This window comes from Streptomyces sp. NPDC093094 (assembly GCF_044754345.1).
Lineage (GTDB): Bacteria > Actinomycetota > Actinomycetes > Streptomycetales > Streptomycetaceae > Streptomyces.
On sequence record NZ_JBIVOX010000004.1, the window covers coordinates 455057 to 478521 of the forward strand.

The window sequence follows — 23465 nt, forward strand, 5'->3', positions numbered from 1 at the left end:
GGCTGGGAAAGGAACCCATGCGTATCTCTCGCGGTTCGACACTCGCCCGCTGGCGTCGCTGGCGCTCGGCGCCCGCGCTGCGGGTTCCCCGCGGCGCCGACGACGTGGAGAGCGCCAGCCGGCGGTTCCTGATGTACGGCGTCCTGCCGTTGTGGTTCGTGCCCGCCGTGGCGGACTGGGTGATGCACCGCCGCTCCGGCATCGAGCACACCAGCGGAGTGCGGGAGTCCGCCGTGCACGCCCTGATGATGACCGAAGCCGGCATCCCCGTGGTCGCGGGCCTGACGGCCAGGATCAACCCGCTGGTGCTGTCGCTCATGGGCGGCGCGGCCGTGCTGCACGGGGCAACCGCTCTGTGGGACGTGTCGCTGGCCGTCGACAAGCGCGAGGTGCGGCCCCTTGAGCAGCACATCCACAGCTTTCTGGAAGTTCTGCCGCTGACGGCGGCGGCCTTCACCACCTGCCTGCACTGGGACCAGGCGCGCGAAGTGTTCCGCAGCGGCGGCCAGGGGCGCAACTGGAAGCTGCTGCCCAAGGAGCGCCCCCTGCCGGCGGGCTACCTCACAGCCATCGGTGCCGGCGTGGGCCTGTGTGTCGTCCTTCCCTACGCGGAGGAAATGGTCCGCTGCCTGCGCGCTCGCCGACACCACCACGAGTGATGGCTCGCGCACGACGGGCGTGACGCCGAGCCGCCCGCCTGCCTCGCCGGGCAAGGCGGTGCTCGGCCCCGCCTCCGGGCCGTGCACTCCGGCGGACCCGACGAAGCCGGAGGCGGGTTCCTGCGGCATCAAGGTCTCCAAGGACAGCGAGCCCCCAGAGGTACGCCGTCCCGGCTGGTCGATCAGCCGCGGACCGGCCTTCAGCCCGGTCGGCGCCCGGACCGCGGCTCCTGTGGGTCCACGCCGGTGGTCGCGGAGGCGTCCTTGGTGCCGCTGGGGCGCTGGGAGCGGCCCTTGGGCCCCGTGGAGCGGCGGCCCTTCTCGTTGCCGCCGGCGTATTCCTCGCCGCGTGCGCTGTCGCTCTTCACCGTGTCGCCCGGCACCTGCCGGGTCTCTTCCTTGGACTTCGTCCGGCCTGCGCTCTTTCCGCCGCCGTACTCGTCGCTGTGGAAGGAGCGATGGGCGCTCGGGTTGTCCTGCTGTCGTGTCTCGTCCACGTCGGAGGCCCAGCCGTGCTGACCGGTGCCCTGACGGTTCGGGTCCTGACCGTGTGCGGACTTGGACGGGTGTCGCTTCTTCGTCATGGGTGGACCTGCTCGTTCGGCCTGGCGGCGACTCTGCACCGCCGCTCGGATGATCTGCTGTGCTGCGGACATGCCGTGACCACTGCATTCACCCCGAGAACCGGGCATGAGGCGATCAAGGCCACGGCCATGGCGATCGGTCCGATCGCCACCAGCGCGACCACGACCACGGTGACGACGAGAGGCATCGGCCTGCGGCCCTTGCGCAAGCTCGGCCGGTTCGGACGGCAGATGCCCTGGGCCCGGCGAGCGGCGTCTCACCTGCTGCCACTGCGCCGCCTGTCCGAGTCCAGGGGCTCGTCTCGGCTCGAGGTCTCGAGGTCGGGAGGCGTCACGCTCCTTTCTCGAAGTCCTGAGTACCCCCTGGCGGCTGTTCTTGACGAGGGCCGGGTACCGGGGTGCAGACCGGATGGGTGATCTGCCGTGGCGTCGTGCGCCGGCGCGTGAGTCTTGCCGGGCGGCCCGGGGACGGGGAGGGAACGGCCGGTGTTCTTGCCGGCTGCCCGTGAAGCCGCCCGGGCACCGCCGACCCCATAGGACGGGCACCTCCTCCGAGGGGTGCCGTACAGGCCCGTGCGACAGCCCGCCTGCTTCAGACAGCGCTGCACGGTGGTGATCTGGTCCAGGCTGTGCGAGGCGCCGTTGCTGCGCACGCCGGGGTTGTGGGCGTACTGGCCCGACGGCACACCGGCACCCGGGCCGTGACCCTTCCCGATGCTCGCGCTGCTCCATGAGAGGAAGCGGTGGACGCGTGTCCCGGAGACGGGTCACGGCCGGGCCTACGGCTGCCACCACCAGGCTTCGAGGTCCTGATGGTCGGCGCGAACTCCGCGGGAACCGCGTAGGCGACCGCTGGGCGACGGACAGGGCGTCGGTGCGGCGGACCACGGCGCGCAGGTCCCGCACGGCGGGCATGCCGGCGAGTTCGGTGACGTCGTAGGGGCAGCCGGCGGGGCCGCTCAGAAGGGTTTCGCAGCCGAACGCGTACCCCATGCCGATGAGTTCGTGGTCACGCTCCTTCTCGGCGGCGACGGCGACCTCGCGGACCACTTCGATCAGCGGGGTGCGGCGCGGGGGGACGGCATCGAGCCCGTGGAGTACGCCGACGGCCGTCATGCGCCGCCACAGCTCCGTGCCGGCGTCGCAGTGGAGGAAAGGCGGCTCGACGTAGCCGTCCTCGAGTCAGGATCCATAGCCCTGGAAGCCGGGGGAGTCCTCGTCGAAGGTGCGCAGTGCGGTGAAGTCGGTCAGGGCGTCGAAGTACGCGGACCGCTCGGCGTGGTCAGGGTGATGGTCGAGCGGGAACCGGTATGTGTACCGGCGGCGCAGCAGGATGTCCATCACACGGAAGTGCGTGAACGAGCAGTCGTATCCGTCCTGGAAGCCGTACAGCGCCGCGAACCGGTCCCGGACGCGCGGGTCGTCCGCCGCGGCGTGGCGGTCCAGGAGGCGGATCGAGTCCGTGACCAGGTCCTCGACCTCGTGCATGGACATCGGCTCTCTCCGTCCTTCGAGACGGCGCCCCGATCGTCTGACACGCCGGCACGGGGTGCGCGCACCGATCCTACTTCGGACCGTTCGAGGCGACGGTGACGAGGGAGACGCCGCCCGGGCCGACGCTTGCGGCGGTCCGGCGTCCGCCGACGGGGGAGTGGATCGGAGGTCGCGTCGGCCGGCATCCGGAGAACGCGCTTGACCGGCGACGGCAGCAGGCAGGCCCCCCGCCGTCTTGTCCTGGGCCCGCGAGAGTGCCGGGGCGCGGAAACAGCCCCCGGGTCAGTCCGCGACGACTCGTACCGTCTTCAGGCGACGGTCGGCTGCGTCCGGCAGGAACATTCCTGCTGCGACTCCGGTGGTCAGGTACTCCAGTACCGGTCCGGTCAGGCGTTCGCCGGGCAGGACGGCGGGGATGCCGGGCGGGTACGGGGTGATCATTTCGGCGGCGATCCTGCCGGCGGCCTCCTCGACGGGGACCTTCGTGTGCCGGGTGAAGTAGGCGTCGCGGGGCAGTTGGGCCTGCTCCATGCGCAGGTCGTCGGGGGAGGGGACGGAGACCCGGGGTGTGTCGCGCAGCCGGTCGGCGTGGCGGGCCAGGTCGTCGAGGGCGTCGAGGAGGCGCGTGGTGGTCTGTTCGTCGTCGGCGTGGGTGAGCTGGGCACTGATGCGGCGGTGGTCGAAGAGGTGCATGTCGATGTGGTGGTGTGTGCGCAGCCAGTCGGCTGCCCGGTAGCCGGTGGTGCCCAGGTCGCTGATGTCCATGACCAGGGGCAGGGGATCGAAGTCGGCAGCGAGGCGGGGACCGCAGAAGTCGGCGGCGTCGTTGACGTGGAAGCCGTCGATCGTCTCGATGGCGGCGCGGGTGCGGGCGGCCAGGTCCAGGGCCCTGCCGATGAGTTCGGTGCCGTGCTGGACCATCTGCCGGCGCCAGGCGTCGATGCCGGCGTACAGGAGGACGTTGGGGCTGGTCGTGCCGAGGAGGTCGGCCCGCGAGGCCAGCTCGGCGGGGTCGATGAGGTCGCCCTGGAGGTGGAAGACGGAGCCCTGCTCCAGCCCGCTGCCCATCTTGTGGATGCTGGTGACGCAGATGTCGGCGCCCGCGTCCATGGCCCACGACGGCAGATGGTCGTGGAAGGGCAGATGCGCTCCCCAGGCTTCGTCCACGATGAGCGGTTTGCCGTGCCGGTGGCAGATGTCCGCGATGGCTGTGAGGTCGGCAGCGCTTCCGTAGGGGGTGGGGCTGGTGACCAGGGCCCCGTCGGCGTCGGGATGGCGGCTGAACGCCTGGGCGTAGGCATCCGGCGTCGGGGGGTGGGCGATGTGCCGGGCGGCGTCCCACTGGGGTTCCACCCACACCGGCTCGACACCGGAGAGGATGAGCCCGGCGATGACCGACTTGTGGGCGTCGCGCCCGACGAGGAGGCGGCGGTGGGGACCGGTGACCACCAGCATGGCGGCCTTCACCGACAGAGAGCTGCCGCATGTCGAGAAGAACGTGTGCTCGGCGTGCACCGCGTCCGCCATGAGTTTCTCGGCCTGCTCCAGGACGCGGCCCCGGGCCATCCGGTCGTCGAGACCACCGTTGGCGAGGACGTCGCCGAAGAACACGGCGTCTCCCAGCACGGCCCTCGCCCGTGGATCCGCGCCGCGCGCCTGCTTGTGGCCGGGCGGTGTGAAGCCCAGCTCGTCGGCGTCGTGATAGCGGGCGAGCGCGTCGAGGACCGGTGCTTCATCGTGGTTGAGACCCATGGGTGAGCGGTTCCCGGGGCCGCCCCTTTCATGTCCGTCCGTGCGTCCGGACGAGTGGCCCGCAACGCTCGGGGTGGCGAGGTGGCGCCCGCCGCCCCGCCTCGGCGTGGAGGTGGATGCGCAGGAAGTGAACCGAGCACGGGCGGCGTCGGTGACGCTTGCGCCGTTTGAACGGAGTGAGCTCCTCCCAGAGTCTGAACTCCCCCAGAGCCTGGCCGCACAGAGCTCCGCTTCGCCGGTCGTGGTCCTCTTCCCGATGGCGCGCGGCTCCCGTATCGCTGTCTGACGGGGGCGCGGTACGTGCAGGACGACCCGGTCAGGCCGGTCCGGGGCGGGAATTTGATATATGTGATAACGTCTGATCGCCGAAAGAGGCAGGCAGACCTCAAGGGGGCGCTGTGACAGGAGTGGGCACGAGCGGCGTACGCCGTGTGCGGTCACTTTCTCTGGTCGACGAGGTCACCAAGGAGATCCGCCGGTCGGTCCTCGCCGCCGACCTGCGTCCCGGACAGGAGTTCTCCCTGCGTGAGATCGCCGGCCGTCTGGGAGTCAGCATCATCCCCGTGCGTGAGGCCCTGCACCGCCTGGAGGGCCAGGGACTTGTCGTCACCCCGCGCGGGAAGAGCGCCACGGTCGCTCCTCTCAGTCGCGTCGACCTGCGCGCCGTCTATCGTCTCCGTCGGCAGATCGAACCGGAACTCGTCGGCAGGGCCTGCCTGCTGCTGACCGACGCCGACCATGCCCAACTCCTGGAGCACCTGGTCGTCTTCGGTGACGCGAGCCTCGGGCTCGACGAGATCTACGAGGCCCATCACGAGTTCCACCTCCGTCTGCTGCGCCCCGCGGCCACCGACTGGGACCTTCGCACCCTGGGCATGCTCTGGCACGCCACCGAACGCTATGTACGCCTCGCCTTCGGCGGCCGCGACAGCGACCCGGACGAGCCGAACCGCCGGGAAGCCGCACACGCGCAGCTCCTCGCGGCGGTTGCGGAACGGGACCCCGGCCGAGCCTCTCACGCGCTCCTGCTCCACCTGGACGCCAACGAGCACATCACCCGGCAGGGCATCGCCGCCGTCGCCGACTGACGTTGCGTGCCTCCAGCCGTGGATCGTGATCACGCATACGCGACTGCGATCGGGCGGTCGGATCCGGGGCGGATCGCGCAGAAGGGGGACGGCGGGCCGGGCGGCCGGCGGCACCAGGCGCGCGGGCAGGTCTTCTGCCTGCCGGACGGTCGCCGAACGCTCCGAGAGCACACCCCGCACGGCTGCTGGCGCCGTCCGTGCCGATCAGGACAGGACGCCGGTACGGCGTGTGACGGTGATCCACGTCTGCACCCTCGGACAACTGCAGGGCGGAGAGGGGGTGCCGCCCCGGCCCGCGGCCTCGGAGCGGGCGCCACCGCGGCGGGAGTCCAGCGGCGCCCGCTCCGAGGCCGGCGATCGCCCCCGTCCTCCGCTGCTCCCCGCGTGATCATGTCGCGACCGTCCGGGCACTTCACCCCAGGTCAAGGCGGTGCCACTGCCGACCCCGATCCAGGACGCGTCCATCTGCCGGGCCGCGGGATCGCCCGCTTGCCGGGCGCTTCGCCATGAGATCCAGCCCGACCATCAACTATTATAACATATGACAGAGTGGTCCAGGTCGGCCGGAGAGGGTCGGCGCCAGCACCCCAAGGAGGGCGCTGCGAGCTGCAGGAACGCCGAGGGAGCGCCCTGCGTGAGGCGCGAGTACCGGGAGACCCGGGGAGATTCCCGCCGAAGACCCACTTGTTGTTATCACATATGACGCCCTAGAGTGAGGCCCGGCATAGCCGGTCAAGCCCGCGCATGCAGGCGTCTGAGCTGCCAGAACGGCGGCTGAGTGACTCTTTGCGTGTGAGCCTCTTTAACCCCGGGGGGCGAGAAACCCTCCGCACCTCCTCTTATTGTTATCACATATGACATCTAAGGTGAGGCGGCGCAGACGCCGTCGGTCGGACGCCGATGTACAGGCACAGAGCCGGAGTTGTCGGGACGACGGCCGTGCAATGCCCATGGAGCCGTGAGCCCTGTTCTGCGTGTGATCTCGCATCCACGCCGTTCCCCCACCCCCTGCAAGGAGCCGAGCATGGTGGACGACCAGCAATTTCGCGATCTGATGGCCGGTGTCTGCGCTCCGGTGCCTGGTCGCCGAGGACGTGTTCGTCCCCGAGCACCGGGTGATGTCCGTCCCCGCCGCCATCGAGGGCGACTACCCCAGCGAGAACCAGGACGAAGAGCCCTTCTACCGCTCCGCGTTCGTGCCGATCCTCGCCCTGGTCCTGGCCGGGCCGCAGCTCGGGCTCGGCAGGGCCGCGCTGGAGATCGTGCGGAGCAAGGCAGGGGCGAAGCCGATCTCGTACACCTTCTTCGACGCCCAGGCCGAGTCGGTGACGTTCCAGAACCAGATCGCCCAGGCCGCCATGATGATCGACACCGCGCATCTGCACGCCTACCGTGCGGCCGACGACATCGAACGGGCCGCGGCCCAGGGCACCTACCCCGACACGCTGACCCGGGCCCGGGTGCGGGCCGACACCGGGCGCGCGATCGAGCACGTGACCCAGGCCATCGACGGGCTGCTGTTCGCCCACGGAGCCGCCAGCTTCGCCGACGTCAACCCGCTCCAGCGCATCTGGCGCGACTCCGCCGTCGCCGCGCGGCACGCGGTCACCCTGCCCGCCGTCAGCTACGAGGTGTACGGCAAGGCCCTGCTGGACGTCGACGAGAAGATCACCCCGCTGGTGTAGCGGCCCCGGCGACGAACCGGTCAGCACGATCGAAGGCACCGGCGAGCTGCGCCGGTGCTTCACCGACTGAACCAGCCCGCGCCCGGTACCCGGACTCCGGGGCAAGAGGCGCTCACCGCACCGACCGTGACACCCTCGCCGGCGGAGCAGACCGCCGGCATCTATCAAGGAGGATCGACATGGGAGCCCCCAAGTTCGCCCACGTGGTGTTCCAGACCAGCCGGCCCGACGAGATGCGTGACTGGTACTGCGCGGTCCTGGACGGCCACACCGTCTTCCAGGACGACGCCCTGTGCTTCATCACCTTCGACGAGGAACACCACCGCGTAGCGCTCATCACCCCGCCGACCCCGCTGCGCCGCAAGAGCCCCGACACCGCCTGTGCCCACCACGTGGCCTACACCTTCGACAGCCTCGACGACCTCCTCGCCCGGTACGAGAAGCTCCAGGACAGCGGCATCCTCCCGGCGGTCAGCATCGCCCACGGCGTCACCACCTCGATGTACTACCGCGATCCCGACGGGAACTTCGTCGAGATGCAGATCGACAACTTCGCCGAGCCCGAACAGGCCACCGCCTACATGCACGGTGACGAGTACCGCGAGGACTCCGTCGGCCCTGCCTTCGACCCCGCCGCCATGCTCGCCGCCCGGCGTGCGGGCGCCGCTGTGGACGGCCTGATCGACCGCGCCTGGGCGCTGAAGCAGGACCTGCCCGACCCCATGCACACCCTCATGAGCACCTGAGCGCACGCCGGCCGGGCACCTGCGCGGCCCGCGACGCCCCGCGGCGCGGGACCGCGGATCAGGCCGGTGCGAGACGGCCGAGGAACGCGCGGACCGGACCGGACAGCTCGTCGGACCTGCTGATGGTCACGACGCGCGGTCCGGAATCCGGGCCGTGCAGGGGCCGGTGGACGATCTCCGGCAGCGCGATGCGTTGCGTGGCCGTGGGCACCACGGCCACGCCGACTCCGGCCGCGGCGAGCGCCAGTACACCGAGTGTGCTGCTCACCAGGTGGATGCGGGCCCGATGCGCGCTGCGGTCGGTGAGGAGCTCGGACAGGATCGTCCCGTCGTTCTCGTCGGCGGCGAACACGACGAGGTCGCGGTCCGCCAGATCGGCCTCGCTCACCGACGCGGCGCCGGCGAGTTCGTGGTCGTGCCGCATGGCGATCGACAGCGGCGTCCGGGAGCGGGGAGCCAGGACCAGGCCGTCGGTGCCGACGAGGCCGAGGTCGGGGCTGTAGCCGACATCGATGGCGCCCTCGCGGACCTGCTGGACCTGGGCTGCGGGTGGCAGCTCGAGCAGGGTGAGTTCCACCTCGGGATGCGATCGATGGAAGCTGTGCAGGTCACGGGTCAGGACGCCGTCCAGGACGGCGACGCCGGAGAACCCGATCCGAACCGCCCCGACCTCGCCCCTCACGGACTGCCGGGCGACATCGAGCGCCCGGTCGGCCCGCACGCCGGCATCCCGGGCTTTCCCCCGGAGAATCTGCTCTTCACGCCGGAGCAGGCCCGTCGGTGCGTCGCGGCACGCGTCGAGGAAGGCGCCGACTACATCAAACTGGTCCTCGAAAGGCCCGGAGCGGGAGGCCCCGACCAGGACACGGCCACCGCCGCGGTGGAGGCGGCCCGTGCGGCCGGGCTGCGTGTGGTGGCGCACACCAGCCACACCGGCGCCGTCGAACTCGCGGTGCGGGCCGGCGTCGACGTCCTCACCCACGCCCCGCTCGACGCCGACCTCGACCCGGGCCTCGTGCGGGCGATCACCGACGCAGGATGCGTCCTGGTCCCCACGCTGACCATGATGCGGGGCACCGCGCACAACCTGGACGTGCCCGCCCTGTCGTACGAGCACGCACGGAACGCGGTCACGGCGCTGCACCGTGCCGGCGCCACCGTCGTCGCCGGCACCGACGCCAACAACGCTCCGGGAGTCCCCGCGGCGGTGCCGCACGGCAGCAGTCTCCACGACGAACTGGGACTCCTCGTCGAAGCCGGTCCGAGCCCGCTGGAAGCACTGCGGTCGGCGACCCGCGCCGCCGCCGACGCCTTCGGACTCACGGACCGGGGCCGTGTCCGGCCGGGCCTGCGCGCCGACCTCCTCCTCGTCGGCGGTGACCCGGTGGACGTCATCGGCGCGACCCGCGATGTCCGGGCCGTCTGGACGGCGGGCCGCGCCGTCGGCACCGTGGGGCACGAGGACTTGGCAGGGCGCTGCCCGCCGTCCGGCACGGAATCCGTACGCGCGCACCGGAGCAGCCCGGGAGCCCGCGCCGAAGCGTCACCCGACTCATCACGCAAGGAAGCAGCATGCGACTGATCACCATCGAGGAACACACCCTCGACACCGCGGTGGCCCAGGCCAGTGCCGCGCGCTCGGCGGAGGTGAGCCCCCACTTCGCGAAGAGCTACGCACCGTCGACCGGACTTCCCTACACGCCCCCGGTCCATGTGCTGGAAGACCTCGACGAGGGCCGCCTCGCGGACATGGACGCGCACGGAATCGACATGCAGGTGCTGTCCAACCTGACCACGCAGTTCCTCCCGGCCGAGGTGGCGCCTCAGTTGGTCCGGGACGTCAACGACCGGCTCGCGGCGGCGTGCAGGCGTCACCCCGACAGGTTCGCCGCCTTCGCGTCGGTGCCCACCTCCGCCCCGGACCACGCGCCGGCGGAACTCAGGCGTGCGGTCGAGGAACTCGGACATGTGGGTGCTCTCATCCACGGCCGCACCGACGACGAACACCTGTCGGCCCCCAGGTTCGACCCGATCCTGCGAACAGCCGCCGAGCTGCGCGTGCCGATCTACCTCCACCCCGCCCCGCCCACTCGTGCCACGAGCGCGGCCGACTACGAAGCGGGACTGGACCCGGTGGTCGCGACCAGGTTCGCCACTGCCGGCTGGGGCTGGCACAACGAATCCGGAATCCACTTCCTCCACCTGGTACTCAGCGGCGCCCTGGACCGATACCCGGACCTGCAGTTCATTCTCGGGCACTGGGGCGAGATGGTCCCGTGGTTCCTCGACCGCCTCGACGAGGCCCTGCCGCAGCGGGTGACAGGGCTGGACCGGACCGTCGGCGACTACGTCCGCGAGAACGTGTACTACACACCCAGCGGTATGTTCACCGCGGCACACCTGCGCTTCTGCGCCGACACCCTCGGCACCGACCGGCTGATCTACTCGGTCGACTACCCCTTCCTCGGCAACGAGGGAGCGCGAGACTTCCTCGAGACCAGCGACCTCACCCAAGAGGCCAGGCTCGACATCGCACACCGCAACGCCGAGAGGCTGCTCGGGCTGTGAACGAACGCCGTCCGCGGCAGCCTTGGCGCACCGCAGGCCGGGACGGGGCACCGCTGTCCTCACGATCGCGCAGCGGCTTCCCAGGCGGCGGTGACACACCCTTCCTCCCAGTGCCACCACTCCATCGTCTCGCCGTGCTCCAGCAACTCGCGGATCTTCGGCAGGTCTGCCTGCGGCGGGACGTCCAGGGCCACCATCCCGAACTGCTCGATGCCTTCGCCCGTCGTGCCGAGGCGGTGGAAGACCTCCAGCACGCTCTGCCGGGCTGCGGCCGAGCCGCCGTCCTTCAGCACGATGAGCCGGATGGTGCAGTTCTGCGAGGGCTGAACCGTCTCCCCGGCCCAGAGAACACCGTCAGCGTCCGGTCGCACCCTGATGATGTCCCCGCCGGCGACTCCGCGGACGAACCAGGGCGTGTTGTCCAGCCGCACGGTGCCGTCGCCGAGGTCCACGGCCCACAGGCTCTCGACACTCGCCGGCGGCCAGCCGTCCTCGTCCGTCTCCATGTGGAAATGGACCTTCACATGGTCGTCACCGATGTTCGTCACCGAACCATCATCCACTTCCCGCCCACCGGACCGGACTGCGCAGTGAGGAAGGCCGATGCCTCCGGATCCGGCCGGCAGCCCGCCACGATCGCCGCCGGACGCCCGCCTGCCGCCTCCCTGCCCCGCGCATCCCGACGGCGGCCGCCGCGAGGCCGGGCGCAGCCGAGTTGCCGGCCTTCGACGCGGCATGGACGGCGATGCCGGCCGCCCCAGGTCGTGATTGTCGCGCGCCGGCCGTCCGCAGGGCGCACCTGCGCCCTGCGGCGCAATCACGTCGTCCTGCGGACGGTGACGACGGGGCAGTGTGCGCGGGCCATCAGAGCCTGGCTCACCGAGCCCTGGAGCAGCCCGGTGATGGCGCCGAGCCCGCGGGCGCCGACGACCAGCAATTGAGCGGTCCTGCTCGCTTCCAGCAGCACCTCACGCGCTGTGCCGCTCACCAGGTCGTGTCTGACGGTGACGTCCGGACAGGCGCCCGCCCGCCCGGCGATCGCCGCGGCCGGCGACTGCTCGGCAGACTCGGGGGCTGTGCCGGGCGAGTCCTTGTCCGGCTGCCGTGCATGAACGACCACGAGCTGCGCCCGGCGCTGCGCGGCTTCGGCGAAGGCGAGACCGACTGCTTCGTCGCTGTCCGGAGAGCCGTCGAATCCCAGGACCACCGGCCCCGCGCGATCGGACGGCCGGTGTTCTTCGCGGACCGTCATCACCGGGCAGCGGCTGTGGGCGGCCAAGGGCACCGGTGTGGATCCCAGCAGCAGGCCGGCGATGTTTCCCTTGCCTCTGGAGCCGACGACGATCAGGGCCGCGGCCTGAGACTCGGCCTCCAGCACATGCACCGGATCACCCGTCACCACGGCCTCGGTCACGATGACCTCAGGAGCCACGTAGCGGGCGTGGGCGGCCGCTTCGTGGACCAGCGCTCCCGACGCCGGGTCCGGCACCACGAGCCTCGGCTTGACCGGGACGTCGGCATGCACCACACGCAACACCGCACCGCGCCGTACGGCTGAGGCGGCGGCCGCCTCCACGGCGGTGAGACTCGAGGCCGAGCCGTCCACCCCGACAACGACCAGATCGGCCATGACTGGCTGCTCCACTTCAAGCCGGAGGTTCTCAGCGTCGCTCCGCCGGCATGCCGCTGCAATTCCTGCGTGACCCCACGTACGGAACGACGGTCGCCGTCCGGGCCCGTTCCTCCCGGCACCGGGTGCGACTGCCCCGTCCGCTCCTGCCGCGTCACCTGCACCGTCCCTGCCGTACCGGCCTGACGCCATGGCGAAGAGGCGAGGCCGGACGCGCCGACCCCGGCGACGCGGCTGAAGGTGTCCTCGGGGGCCCGGAAGCCCACGGACCGGGTCGGCCCGGCGAGGCCCCCGAGCACGGCCCGGGCCACGGCCTCACGCGAGTGGCCGGTACCGGCCGTCGGCCGCAGGGCGGATCTTTGCGGCCGTTTGCAGACGCCTCGCCGGTTGCCGTACCCCTCCCGCAGGTGCACCCGGTGCTCAGCGGGTGCACTCGGACCGGCGACCGGCTGGTCCGAACGAAACTGCCTAGTGGATGTCGTGGTCGGGATGGGTCCGGTCGTACGCACGGCGCGCCTCGGCGATGACGGCACGGTGGGCGAGCGACCAGTCGGCGAGCGCCTTGACCAGATGGGTCAGACCGGCCCCGGTCCCGGTCAGGCGGTAGTCGACCCGAGCCGGGACGGTCGGGTAGACGGTGCGCAGCAGGAGACCGTCGCGTTCCAGCCTGCGCACGGTGAGAGTGAGCATGCGCTGGGAGATGCCGTCGATGGCGCGCTGCAGTTCGCGGAACCGGCGTGGCCCGCTCGCAAGCTCGACGATCACGAGCACCGACCATTTGTCGCCGATGCGGTCCAGGACGTCGCGGATGCCGCAGTCGGGGTGGTCCTCGCCTCCGCAGGGGTCGAGGTCGGCGGGGGTGGTTACCCCGGTGTGCGTGAGTGACATCGAACTGCCTTCTTGTGGCCGGCGGGCGAGCGATCAAGGATCAAGCGTAGTTACCGATGAGGACCACGACGGAAGACGGCGATCGACATGATCTTGGTGACCGGAGCGAACGGGAATCTCGGCTCGGCCACCCTGGCGGCACTGCGGGCCCGCGGCGTCGCCGCGACGGGCGGCAGCCGCTCGCCGGGCCGGGGGATGCGGCATCTCGACTTCGACGACCCCATGAGCCTCGATCTCGCCGAGGTGTCGACCCTGGTGCTGATCTCCGCCGGTTATGCCGAGGACGACCAGGTCGTCGCCCGGCACTCGGCGGTCCTGGCCGCAGCCGTCCGCGACGGCGTCCGCCATGTCGTCTACACCAGCCTGACCGCCGCAGGCGACCATCTCGGTTTCGCGCTCGCACACCGTGCCACCGAACGCCTTGTGCAGGCGAGCGGTCTGCCGTGGACGATCCTGCGCAACGGCCTGTATGCCGAACTCTTCGGCGGCCTGCTGGCATGGACCGAAAACGGCGTGGAGTCCGCGTTCGGGGACGGCGCCCTGGCCGCGGTCGCACGAGAAGATCTCGCCGAAGCCGCGGCGATCGTTGCAGCAGATCCAGCGGAACACAGCGGCCGCAGCCACGACCTCGTCGGCACGCCGATCACCGCGGGGCAGGTGGCCGACCGGCTCGGGATCCCGCACCGCACCATCGGTCTGGGCGAGTACCGGCACAGGCTCCTCCGGCAGACGCCCGGGCTTCTGCCGTTCCAGCCGCCCATGCTCGCCTCGATCGCCACCGGCATCCGGCACGGTTTCCTGGGCGGCACCGCCCCCGACCTCACAGACCTTCTCGGCCGCCCGGCCCGTGACCCCCTGGCCACGGCTGTCGCAGCCGCGTCCGCCACGCGACCGTGGGCAAGCATCTCCCAGGGGCACCAGGGGCGGGTGGGCGCGCAGCGTCCGTGAGCAGAGGCTGTGCGTGCCGTGCAGCCGGCCGATGCCCTGCTCGGCGCACCCGGCAGGAGCTGCGCCGGGTTCGGCCCCGGCCTGTCGGCTGCCCGTGTCTCGTCCGCGGAGCGCGCGGGTGCCGGCTGCGGGACCGGCGAGGGGCCGGGGTAGTGTCCGTCTTCGCATGATCGTTCGATCAAGCGCTGTCTGCGCGGGGGCCGTTGCATGTCTGTACCGATGAAGTTCTCACTGAGCCGCAGGGCGGCCCTCACGGCCCTCGCGGGAGCGGCGGCGGGCAGTGCTCTGCCGCTTGCCGGGGCGCCGTCCGCGAACGCCGCCCCGCCCGGTGCCCCCACGGCGGGAACAGCGGCGTCGGCCGAGACCGCCGCGCAGGCGGCCGGCTTCCGGACCCCGGTGCTGATCGACCCGACCGACCCCTGGCACTACGCTCCGCACCCGGTCGGCGCGCTGACCACACGCACCACGTCCGGGGGCCTTGAGGTCACGGACGGCGCCGGCACGCTCGCGACACTCACCACCGGGGCGCGGACGGTGACGCTGCGCGGGCCACGCCGCTGGTTCACCGAGCAGCCCAAGGCCGTCCAGGACGCCTTCGACCGGACTCCGCCCACCGGCGGCTGGGGCGCGTCGCCCGGAGGCGGGACCTGGTCCCACCACAACGGCACCACCGCGGACTATTTCATCGAGAGCGGCCGCGGTGCCGTCACGCTCGCCGCCGGCAAGAGCCGCTATTGCCTGCTCCCCGACCACGGCGTCGGCGACGTCTTCGTCGCCGCCCGCTTCTCCTTCGACAAGCTGCCCGTCGGGGCTCCTGTGTCCCTCGGCCTCGTGTTCGCCGCCCAGGACGTCAACAATCACTACCGGGCACGACTGATCGTCACCCCGACGGGAGACGTCCAGCTGGTCCTGGAGAAGGAACTCGCCGACGCGCCGGTCACCTTGAGTGAAGCCGTCACGGTCGGCACCGGGTTCAAGGCGTTCGACCACTGGTGGGTCCGGGTCGAGAGGACCGGTGACGTCCTGCGCGCCCGTGCCTGGCGACACGTCACGTCGGGCGTGGACGACGAGCCCACCAGCCTGTGGCATCACCGTGTGCGCGATCCCGAGAAGACGCCGGACGCCGCCTTCGGCCCGGGCGCGCTCGGAATCCGGGGCCTTGCCTCGACCGGTTCCACGGTGATCCCACAGGCGAGGGTCTACGACTTCAGAATCGACTCGGCCACCTGGACCGACCCGCCGGTCGTCACCCACGACACATGGGTACGGGTCCTCTCCGAGCCCTTCGACGGCACATGGACGAGCGCTCTGGAGCAGCGGATCCGATCGTGGGCGGGCGACACCTCGCCCGACGCCCTCACGTACTCCTCGATGTACCGGCCGTACGCCCCCGCTGTCACCGACCCCGCGCGCCAGAACGCACAGACACTCGGAGAGTCCGGGTACAGCGCGCTGCTCGCCTCCGGACAGCGTGAAGTGGGCGCAGACTTCCACGAGTACATGGGACTTGCCTGGACCTTCCCCAGCGGCGAGAGCGTCACGACGACCCCTGACCCGAAGTGGCTGAAGAACCTGGACTGTTCGGGGTTCGTGAGGATGGTCTACGGCTACCACCTGGGCGTTCCCATGGGCCTCGCACAGGACTCGGAGCGCCGGTACCTGCCGCGGACGTCGCAGAAGCAGGCCGCCTCCAGTCCCGGTGTCGTCGTCGCCCAGGCCACCGACGCACCGCCCCCGCTCACCGCGCTGCGGATCGGCGACGTGCTCTTCTGGAACGACCCCGACGACGGTGCCGTCTCCCACACCGGCATCTACATGGGCGTCGACCAGCACGGCAGGCGCCGCTTCGTCTCCAGCCGCAAGACGCCCGACGGACCGACCATGGGCGACATCGGCGGCAAGTCGATCATCGACGGCACGGCGAGCGACCTCTACACGGACAAGCTGCGGGTGATCCGCCGCTTCTGATCCGGGCATCGCCCTGTGCCGCGCCGAAGCCGACTCCCGTCCTCGTGCGCCCTGCCCGCCATCGTTTCGACCGCCGGCACCCTCGGCGGATCCGCTGTCCGTACCGGGCTTCTCGACCTCGTCGTCCGGATCCGGCCTCAGGGAGGATGGGGTCATGGATCCGTTGCTGCACCGACTGCCGGCCGCTTTCTGGACCGTTCCGTACGTGGGCTCCCGGTTTCCGGGTTCGGCGGAGGTCGCCGCCCTTCCCGGCCTGGAGCAGGGTGCGAACTGCCAGCTGTTCGCCTACGAGGTGCTTCGGCACTTCGGTCTGGCTCCGCCTGATCTGCGTTCGAGTGAACTGTGGGCCGACACGCAGGCCACGGTTCGAGTGTCGGTCGCCCAGCCGCTCGACCTGGTGTTGTTCAACGCCACCGGCGATGCTTACGGCGCCCATGTGGGGGTCTGGGCGGACGAGGGGCGTGTGCTGCATCTGTGTGCGGAGACAGGGCGCCCGGTGGTCTGGGAGCCGGAAGAGTTCACGAAACGGCAGCGCTATCGCGTCCTGATCGGCCTCAAGCGTGTGATCAGCAGGACGCAGGACGCTGTCGGCTGAACTCGGCAGACCGTGGGATCCGCCACGGCGTCCAGGGGTTCCGATCCAAGACCGTGGTCCGCCGGGCGGTGGTCGGCATGAGGTCTGCCGGCACACCCGCGGCCGGCCGGCGACGAGGCCGGGCCCGCACCTGTTCGTACGCACCGCAGCCGGACGAACTGTTTCACCCAGCTGAGCGGTTCGAGGTCGTCGGGCGTGCCGTCAAGGGCAGGACCACGGCCCGGAGGGCAGGGTCTGCGTACCCTTCATGTCCGTCGGCCGGTCGTTCGGTCCGCCGCAGATGCTGCGCGGCATCGACCGCCCGCGCGAGCCGACGGCGCGGGGAGAACCCGCCGCCCGACACATGACCGGCGTCCTGGACCGCTGTGCGGTCAGCGAGCGGCCTGCCTCTGGCCGTCCGGTTCCGTGCCGCCCAGGTCGAGGCGGAAGGGCGGGTAGACGTCCGTCATCAGGGCTGCGTAGGCGGCCACGCGCAGCACCCATCGGTCGAGACCCAGGACGAGGTCGAACAGGTCTCGGGGGTACTTCTCGGTGAAGGCCATGATCACGGCCGCGATCACCGTCAGAACGGCCACCAGGCCGCCGCTCCACCAGCCGAGATGCCAGCCACCGAGGAAGAAACCGACGACGATGTACTGCGGGATGGCCAGCAGCCACCACTTCACCAGCACGAGGCCACGCGAGAGCCGGTCGGGATAGGCGACGTCCAGCCGGGCCGGGTAGTCGGGCTCGGGGCCGAGGCTGAAGGGCGGATAGCGGTCCGTGCCCAGGGCGCTGTACGAGTAGAAGGCCACCCGCCATGACCACCTCAGCACGCCGAGATTGAAGTCGAAGAGGGAGCGTGGATAGCGCTCGGTGAAGAGGATGGCGAAGAACGCGATCACGCTGACGACGGTGAAGGCGATCCAGAGGAAGACCAGCACCACGTAGTGAGGGATGACCAGGATCCATTTCACGAGCCACAGCCATCGTGACAGTGGTGCGTCCAGGAACGCGGTCACCCGGACAGGACGGTCGGGCGTCTGCGCGAAGGTCGTCATGGCAATCGACTCCTTTGTCGGGCGGCCCCGTGCCACCGGCGGCTGCAGAGCGGCTCGGCGCGGGACTGCCCGCGCGCCCTGGAGCATCGCCATCTGCTGGTCGGCGGCGTGCCGAGGTCTGCCTGCGCCCAGGGCCGTCCTGTCGCCGGTGGCGTCGGCCGGCGCGGTCTCACCGCATCTGACACCAGGCTCCGGCCCCCGCCGCGACGGCAACGTCTCTCGAGGTCCGGTCGTCAGGCGGTGGCGAAGCGCTGCGCGCCGACCACTGGGGGTGATCACCGGCGCCGGCCTGCCTTGTACCTCCATGCTCCCCCTTCGGCGCCGGCGGAGCAGAACGGAAGGTCGTCGGACCCGGCTGTGGCCTCGGACCCGGCCGTGACCTCGGCTCCGTCCCGGCCCGGCGGTCCAGGGCCCTTCTGACGGATCTCCGCGGCGTCGCGACGCCCGGCACGCACGCTCGCCGCACGGTGCTCGCCGCACGGTGCGGAGGGCCAGGCGACTCCGCCGCATGACCCTCCGCACCGAACGCCGCTCGCCCGCGCGTCGCGAGCGGCCGGCCGTGCGCGGTCCCGCGTCCTCTCGTACGCGAATCACATACGGAACGTCGTGCGCCCCCGCATCACCGAGGACCGCGGCGGCACCGGGCGGGAGTCATGTCACCGGTGCGAGCGTGTAGTGCCGCACCTTGAGCGGTTCCACGAGGTACGTGTCCTCGCCCGGCAGAACCACCGGCTGGTCGCGCCAGTTCTCGCCGGCGTACTCGACCAGGTCCTCCTCGCCGCGCCAGCGGCTGATGTACAGCAGGGAGTGGGGTGGTGCGAGCAGAACCTCGTGGTCCACCAGCCCGGGATGACGGCCGGGAAAGTCACGCACCGCGGAGACGATCATCTCGCGGAACGCGTCGAAGAGTTCAGGACGTACGTGTGCCTCGCTCACTCTGACGATCATGGCCGCCAGCGTGTCACACCGGCGGGTGCGGCGTCACCGTCCCGAGGGCGACGGCGGCCCGCTGCGTCGCGGCCTCGGAGACCCGGGCGGGGGAGCGGGCCGCCGCGTGACCCTGTCCGCCATGCAAGATCTCCCCCGGGCCTTCTTGACCGACGGGGCCGAGGTCTGCCGAACTCCCGTCCCATGTGGACGGCTCCGGAGACAGCTCCGGTGAGGGCTTCGAGCGTGTCGGGACCGGGGGAGGGTGGGATGATCCTGTCCTCTTCGGTATGCCGGGCGATGCCATGTGTACCGGATGGCCGGTGTCCGACGAGGAAGACGAAGGATCGATGACGCTGAACGTGGGCCAACGAGTGCGACTGGCGGCAGATCTGCGGCTGACCGGATCGGCGACCCCGGCCGGGGAACCCCCCGAGGAGACGGGTGCCTTCGCCGCCTCTCTGGCCCTGGCAGCAGGCATCGAGGGCACCGTCGAGCGTGTGGAGGAGCATCACCGGCAGCAGAGCCACGAGGTCCGTGAGTACCTGCGCCTCAAATCCCTCTTCGAGGACTTCGGCCACCAGATGCCGCCCGCGAGCAGAAAACAGCTGGAAGAGCAGGTGGGGGCCCTGGAAGAGCACTGGGCCGCCTACCAGCGACGGATGCTCCGCGTCACGGTCCGTGTCCGGCTCGACAACGGATTCGTCCTCGACGCCGCCCCCGAGGAGGCTTTCACCTCCGCCTGACCAGGCATCGGGGCGATCGCTCTCCGCGTGCCGGCCTGCCGGTCCGCCGAGAGCCGACGCCACCGCACACCGAGCTCACGGCGCCGGGCAGCGAGCAGGCGGGACAGGTACCGAAGGACCGAGCCGGACAGATCGATCCCTGATGGGCGGACCGGCACATGAAGCCCCGGGCGGACAGGTCGCTCCTGGCCGGCAACCCGTCTGCCAGGAGCTTCGCCTCTTCTCGCACCCTGCCTCCGCACCGGCCCACGCCGGCCGGTGAATCTACGTATTCGATTACGTAGTTCTACTGGCGCCGCCGGAAGGCGGCGTTGGGAGACTCGCCCCATGAGCTTCCTGACGGAGCCGTGGTGTTCCACCGGGGAGTTTGCCGCCGGCGGTCCGACGGGGAGCGAACGCTGTCCGGTCGAGAGAGCCCAGCTGAACATGGGAGAGTCCTCCGTTGGTTTCCAAGATCCGTGTCCTTCTGGGCATGCTCGTGCTCCTGGCCCTGGCCATCGGCGCCATAGCCCTGCTCGCGGCCGCGAAAGCCGATGCCGTCTGGTTCACGATCGTTCCCCTCGGCATCCTCTTCATCGGCGCGTCCGTCATCCGGTCGCTCGGATGGTTCGACAAAAAGGCCGGTGACTGACCTGACGGCGACGGCAAGCCGTATGCGCAGCTCGCGGCTGGTTTCGGGATCGGCACCACCACTGCGACCGGATCTCGTAAGGCGGCAGGGCTCGACGAAGCTGCCTCTGCCGGACGAGTCTGCTTCTACGGCAGCGGTGCCCTCGTAGCTGTCCGTCGCCCAAGTGTCTCGGGCAGGCGGGCGGCCAGGTGCCAGCGGCACAGCAACCGGGACCACAAGATCGTGTCACGAGCTCTTGAGCAAGAACACCTTACGGAGCGGTTCGAATTCCGCGGCGCTGCACAAGCACCCACAAGCGCCCACCGGCGTGGCACTCGGTGCAGTGTCAGGCCCATGTGCCCGACAGCCGCCGCGTCACGACGGTGCTCAGTGTGCGTATGCCGTGCGTCGAGCCCGGGTTGATACCGGTGAGTTCAGCGACCCGGCGCAGGCGGTAGTCCAGCGTGCGCGGGTGGATGTTGAGGGACGCCGCCGCCGAGCCGCGGTTCATGTCGTGGCGGTAGTAGGCATCGAGCGTGGTCACGAGGTCCGGGCCCGATTCGAGGCTCCGGGCCACCGTGTGAAGCCAGGTGTCGATGAACGGCGCTTCCGCCACCGCGAGTTCGACGAAGACGTCCGCCATGGTGGACGGGCGCAATCGGCGGGAGGGCTTCCCCAGCGGGGCCGACCTGCTGATCCGGCGGGCCTGTTCGAGGGCGGCGGGGAGTTCGTCGAGGGGTGCGGTGGCGGTGCCGGCGGCGCAGGGGCGGCCGAGTGCCTCGGTGAAGTCCCCGACGAAGTCCGTTACGGCGTCGGGTGCGGAGGGCAGCTGTGTCGCCTCGTCGGCACATGGAACGACGGCGATCAGCTCGCCCCCTCTTGTGCCGCTCTCCGGGTACCAGACGGCGGGCACCCGGTGTGTCTTCACGAGCACTTCGATCTCGATGTCCAGATCACGGTCGCCCATGGGGCTGCTCGGCACGCGGATCACCGCGACGGCGCAGGACCGGGGAAGTTCCAGGTCGAGGGCGGCGGCGAGATCCGCGGCCATGGGGTCGCCGGTCAGCAGTGATCTGGCCAGCAGGGCGACCTGTTTGACGTACGGCAGACGGCGGCGCAGCACCGTCACGAATCCCTGTCGGTAGGCGACGATACCGCGATCGCCCTGCGGGGCGAACCAGGTCATCACCTGCATGAGTTCCTCGACATCGCTGCCGCGTAGCTTCTCGGCTGCTTCCTGGATGTCGCGCAGCATGAGCATGGTGTGCAGCTGCAGTACCTGCTGCCGCGAATCCGAGGACATTCCGGCATCGGCCCGCGTCTCGCCGATGGCCGCGATGTAGCCAAGGTCGTCGTCGGTCAGCTCGGTGTTGTCCGGGGACAGTTCGATCGTGCGGCGCCGCAGCCACAGTGAGTGTTCCATCGTCTCGGCCTTGGCACGGGGTCTGGTTTCCCACGCACGGAACTCCGGAATCTCGCGCAGATACGTATCGACCTCGCGGCGGGCGTTGGTCGGCGCCTGCCGGGCCAGTTCGGCGAAGAGGCTCCCCATGGGCGTGAGCCTGCCATCGCAGGTGACCGGTTCGACAGGCGAAATCCGGACGCGATTTGTCACTTCGCGTGAATCGACGACCTTTTCCTCGCTCGGATATTTGTCATGGTTCGCAAATTTCCCGGATCCGGGCGACTTTTCGCCTTGAAATGGTTGCGGAGCTGCGGCGGAGGCGGCTGAATGATGGTCGTCAGCATATCGAAATTTGCATTCGTCGATATTGTGTCGCGTCTGCAATTTCCCTCGATGTCATTCGATCGAACGAGAGGGGAGCACTGATGAAAGCAGGAATCAGAAGGAGACTCGCGGCGGCCGCAGCGGCCCTGTCCGTTTCCGCGGCACTGCTGGTGAGCGCGCCCGGCACCGGTTCGGCCGGCACCGCCACGCCCAGCCTGCGGGCTTTCGGGATCACCGGCGACGGCACTCTGATGGCCACCTTCACCACCGACCGGCCGAACGTGCTCGACTGGGTCCGGGCCGTCACCGGCCTCAGCGGCGACACCAAGCTGCTCGCCATCGACCACCGGGTCCAGGACGGCCTGATGTACGGCCTCGGGGAGAAGGGCGGCATCTACACGATCAAGACCCCGCCGCAGACCACGGACGTGGTGGTCACCAAGGTCTCACAGCTCCAAGTCGCCCTGTACGGAACCAACTTCGGCTTCGACTTCAACCCGGCGGCCGACCGGGTCCGAGTGGTCAGCGACAACGGCCAGAACCTGCGGCACAACCTCAATGACCACACCACCGTCGAGGACACCACCCTCACCACCCCGCCCCGCACCGGACCGACGCGGGGCGTCACCGCGTCCGGCTATACGAACAACGATCTGGCTGCCGCCACCGGGACACTCCTGTACGGCATCGACACCACAACCGACAACCTCGTCCTCCAGGCGCCGGCCAACAACGGCACCCTGACCACGGTCGGCTCCCTCGGCTTCGACGCGCAGCCCAACGCGGGCCTGGACATCTTCAGCTACCTGGCCAACGGCAAGACGACGTCGGTCGCCGCGTTCGCCTCGCTCACCCCGCAGGCTGCGAGCACCCCGACGCTCTACAGCATCAACCTCGTCACCGGCGAGCCGACTCCGATCCTTCAGTTCCCGCTGAACATCACGTCCCTGGCTGTCACCCTCACCGGAAGCTGACCCCCACGGACTCGCACGGGCCCGCCGGGCATCTGCATGCGCGGCGGGCCGCACGTCAGGACGCTCTGATCACGCGGGTGCTCACCTGCTCCTTCTCTGCGCGGGGCCTTACCGGCCCCAGCCCGACGCATCCGTCCCAGAACGTCGCCCCCGTGCGAGGCGTCAGCATGGACGGTGTGACGGAAGCCCCTGCGCCGCCGAAAGCCCTGGGGCGACAGGGCGCCAGAGCTGTCACTCGGGCATGGCATCTGTCACGGCTTCGGCTTCGCGAGGATCGGGCGGCTCGGAAAGTCCGGCCGGAGCCGCGAGGCTACGCTTCGGCCATGGCGCTCCAGCACCGATCCGCAGACCACGTCGCCGGGCAGCTGTCGATCATCGACAGCTTGAGCTCCCGGCCCTTCCCTGACGAGGAGGGGCGTCCGGGAGTGAGCGGCCAGTGGAGCGGGCCCGGCTTTCACCTTGCGGTGCTCCGTGAGAGCCAGGACTTCTGGGAGGACCGGAGCGCCGAGGTCGTCGAGGCAGCCGAACGGGAGCTGGAAGCCGACCTTGCCGCGCTGTCCGTGATTCTCACGGCACGCTGGGGTACCCCGGAAACCGTTGACCTGTGGCCCTGTCACGGGTTCGACGACCCGGACCCCGTGATCCGCGAGCCGCTCGGCTTCCTTCGCGGTGTCGCCGGCAGCGTGCAGATGTGGCGGTTGCCGAACTCGGATCGGTGGGGGGGGGGGGGGGGGGGGGCCGGCGCCCCCCCCGCCCCGGGGGGGGGGGGGGGGGGGGGGGGGGGGGGGCGCGCCCGCGGGGGGCGGCGGGTTGGCCCAGGGGTTTTATTTTGGT

At 70.4% G+C, this 23465-nt stretch carries 22 protein-coding genes and 1 pseudogene; 12 read left to right on the top strand and 11 right to left on the bottom strand.

Annotated elements, in window-relative coordinates:
* The first annotated feature begins 17 nt into the window (after positions 1 to 17).
* Positions 18 to 659, top strand: coding sequence for a diguanylate cyclase (locus ACIQGV_RS10665; protein ID WP_402493052.1), 642 nt, complete (start codon positions 18 to 20; stop codon positions 657 to 659).
* Between the two features lie 200 nt (positions 660 to 859).
* On the opposite strand, the gene ACIQGV_RS10670 is transcribed toward ACIQGV_RS10665, so the two are convergent.
* From ACIQGV_RS10670 to ACIQGV_RS10680, 3 genes are all read right to left on the bottom strand, one after another.
* Positions 860 to 1243: a hypothetical protein gene (locus ACIQGV_RS10670; protein ID WP_402493054.1), complete on the bottom strand. Its 384-nt coding sequence runs from the start codon at positions 1241 to 1243 to the stop codon at positions 860 to 862.
* A 1182-nt stretch (positions 1244 to 2425) separates the two neighbouring features.
* Complete coding sequence (locus tag ACIQGV_RS10675) at positions 2426 to 2737, bottom strand: hypothetical protein (RefSeq protein ID WP_402493056.1); 312 nt, start codon at positions 2735 to 2737, stop codon at positions 2426 to 2428.
* A 282-nt stretch (positions 2738 to 3019) separates the two neighbouring features.
* Positions 3020 to 4489, bottom strand: a complete 1470-nt coding sequence (locus tag ACIQGV_RS10680) for an aminotransferase class I/II-fold pyridoxal phosphate-dependent enzyme (protein ID WP_402493057.1) — start codon at positions 4487 to 4489, stop codon at positions 3020 to 3022.
* Positions 4490 to 4887: 398 nt separating this feature from the next.
* On the opposite strand from ACIQGV_RS10680, the gene ACIQGV_RS10685 reads away from it, so the two are divergent.
* From ACIQGV_RS10685 to ACIQGV_RS10695, 3 genes are all read left to right on the top strand, one after another.
* The gene (locus tag ACIQGV_RS10685; RefSeq protein ID WP_402493059.1) at positions 4888 to 5577 is read left to right on the top strand and encodes a GntR family transcriptional regulator; all 690 of its coding nucleotides are present in this window, start codon (positions 4888 to 4890) and stop codon (positions 5575 to 5577) included.
* A gap of 1061 nt (positions 5578 to 6638) precedes the next feature.
* Positions 6639 to 7262, top strand: a complete 624-nt coding sequence (locus ACIQGV_RS10690) for a hypothetical protein (RefSeq protein ID WP_402493061.1) — start codon at positions 6639 to 6641, stop codon at positions 7260 to 7262.
* A 179-nt stretch (positions 7263 to 7441) separates the two neighbouring features.
* Complete coding sequence (locus ACIQGV_RS10695) at positions 7442 to 8008, top strand: VOC family protein (protein ID WP_402493062.1); 567 nt, start codon at positions 7442 to 7444, stop codon at positions 8006 to 8008.
* A gap of 58 nt (positions 8009 to 8066) precedes the next feature.
* Here the strand turns inward: ACIQGV_RS10695 and ACIQGV_RS10700 are convergent, their stop codons facing one another.
* The gene (locus ACIQGV_RS10700; protein WP_402493064.1) at positions 8067 to 8690 is read right to left on the bottom strand and encodes a LysR substrate-binding domain-containing protein; all 624 of its coding nucleotides are present in this window, start codon (positions 8688 to 8690) and stop codon (positions 8067 to 8069) included.
* On the opposite strand from ACIQGV_RS10700, the gene ACIQGV_RS10705 reads away from it, so the two are divergent.
* Together ACIQGV_RS10705 and ACIQGV_RS10710 are read left to right on the top strand one after the other, a co-directional pair.
* Positions 8601 to 9590, top strand: a complete 990-nt coding sequence (locus ACIQGV_RS10705) for an amidohydrolase family protein (protein WP_402493065.1) — start codon at positions 8601 to 8603, stop codon at positions 9588 to 9590. The two genes, ACIQGV_RS10700 and ACIQGV_RS10705, sit on opposite strands and share 90 nt — an antisense overlap.
* Positions 9581 to 10576, top strand: coding sequence for an amidohydrolase family protein (locus ACIQGV_RS10710; protein WP_402493067.1), 996 nt, complete (start codon positions 9581 to 9583; stop codon positions 10574 to 10576). Before ACIQGV_RS10705 ends, ACIQGV_RS10710 begins: the two co-directional genes overlap by 10 nt.
* Positions 10577 to 10635: 59 nt before the next feature.
* On the opposite strand, the gene ACIQGV_RS10715 is transcribed toward ACIQGV_RS10710, so the two are convergent.
* From ACIQGV_RS10715 to ACIQGV_RS10725, 3 genes are all read right to left on the bottom strand, one after another.
* Complete coding sequence (locus ACIQGV_RS10715; protein WP_402493068.1) at positions 10636 to 11124, bottom strand: DUF4265 domain-containing protein; 489 nt, start codon at positions 11122 to 11124, stop codon at positions 10636 to 10638.
* A gap of 269 nt (positions 11125 to 11393) precedes the next feature.
* Positions 11394 to 12206 (bottom strand): universal stress protein, encoded by an 813-nt coding sequence (locus tag ACIQGV_RS10720; protein ID WP_402493069.1) that lies wholly within the window; start codon positions 12204 to 12206, stop codon positions 11394 to 11396.
* 468 nt (positions 12207 to 12674) lie between these two features.
* Positions 12675 to 13094 carry a winged helix-turn-helix transcriptional regulator gene (locus ACIQGV_RS10725; protein ID WP_402493070.1) on the bottom strand — a complete coding sequence of 140 codons (420 nt, stop codon included), beginning with the start codon at positions 13092 to 13094 and terminating at the stop codon, positions 12675 to 12677.
* Between the two features lie 87 nt (positions 13095 to 13181).
* Here ACIQGV_RS10725 and ACIQGV_RS10730 point away from each other — a divergent pair, with 87 nt between their 5' ends.
* The 3 genes from ACIQGV_RS10730 to ACIQGV_RS10740 all read left to right on the top strand — a co-directional run bounded on the left by ACIQGV_RS10730 (position 13182) and on the right by ACIQGV_RS10740 (position 16605).
* Positions 13182 to 14042 carry an NAD(P)H-binding protein gene (locus ACIQGV_RS10730; protein ID WP_402493072.1) on the top strand — a complete coding sequence of 287 codons (861 nt, stop codon included), beginning with the start codon at positions 13182 to 13184 and terminating at the stop codon, positions 14040 to 14042.
* 219 nt (positions 14043 to 14261) lie between these two features.
* Positions 14262 to 16010, top strand: coding sequence for an NlpC/P60 family protein (locus ACIQGV_RS10735; protein ID WP_402493073.1), 1749 nt, complete (start codon positions 14262 to 14264; stop codon positions 16008 to 16010).
* Between the two features lie 154 nt (positions 16011 to 16164).
* Positions 16165 to 16605 (top strand): hydrolase, encoded by a 441-nt coding sequence (locus tag ACIQGV_RS10740; RefSeq protein WP_402493074.1) that lies wholly within the window; start codon positions 16165 to 16167, stop codon positions 16603 to 16605.
* Between the two features lie 371 nt (positions 16606 to 16976).
* Here the strand turns inward: ACIQGV_RS10740 and ACIQGV_RS10745 are convergent, their stop codons facing one another.
* A complete protein-coding gene (locus ACIQGV_RS10745; protein WP_402493076.1) occupies positions 16977 to 17645 on the bottom strand; it encodes a DUF4389 domain-containing protein in 669 nt (222 codons plus the stop codon).
* A 651-nt stretch (positions 17646 to 18296) separates the two neighbouring features.
* On the bottom strand, positions 18297 to 18593 hold the full coding sequence (locus tag ACIQGV_RS10750) for a hypothetical protein (RefSeq protein ID WP_402493078.1): 297 nt from the start codon (positions 18591 to 18593) through the stop codon (positions 18297 to 18299).
* Positions 18594 to 18922: 329 nt separating this feature from the next.
* Between ACIQGV_RS10750 and ACIQGV_RS10755 the strand changes: the two genes are divergently transcribed.
* Positions 18923 to 19318 (top strand): hypothetical protein, encoded by a 396-nt coding sequence (locus ACIQGV_RS10755; protein WP_402493080.1) that lies wholly within the window; start codon positions 18923 to 18925, stop codon positions 19316 to 19318.
* 32 nt (positions 19319 to 19350) lie between these two features.
* On the opposite strand, the pseudogene ACIQGV_RS10760 reads toward ACIQGV_RS10755, so the two are convergent.
* Positions 19351 to 19476 (bottom strand): annotated as a pseudogene (locus ACIQGV_RS10760) (IS5/IS1182 family transposase); the annotation flags it as partial.
* A 284-nt stretch (positions 19477 to 19760) separates the two neighbouring features.
* Between ACIQGV_RS10760 and ACIQGV_RS10765 the strand changes: the two are divergent.
* Positions 19761 to 19949 carry a hypothetical protein gene (locus tag ACIQGV_RS10765; protein ID WP_402493081.1) on the top strand — a complete coding sequence of 63 codons (189 nt, stop codon included), beginning with the start codon at positions 19761 to 19763 and terminating at the stop codon, positions 19947 to 19949.
* Positions 19950 to 20274: 325 nt separating this feature from the next.
* Here the strand turns inward: ACIQGV_RS10765 and ACIQGV_RS10770 are convergent, their stop codons facing one another.
* Complete coding sequence (locus ACIQGV_RS10770; RefSeq protein WP_402493203.1) at positions 20275 to 21480, bottom strand: PucR family transcriptional regulator; 1206 nt, start codon at positions 21478 to 21480, stop codon at positions 20275 to 20277.
* A 278-nt stretch (positions 21481 to 21758) separates the two neighbouring features.
* Between ACIQGV_RS10770 and ACIQGV_RS10775 the strand changes: the two genes are divergently transcribed.
* Entirely contained in the window at positions 21759 to 22631 is an 873-nt protein-coding gene (locus ACIQGV_RS10775) for a DUF4394 domain-containing protein (protein ID WP_402493083.1), read from the top strand.
* Positions 22632 to 23465 lie beyond the last annotated feature (834 nt).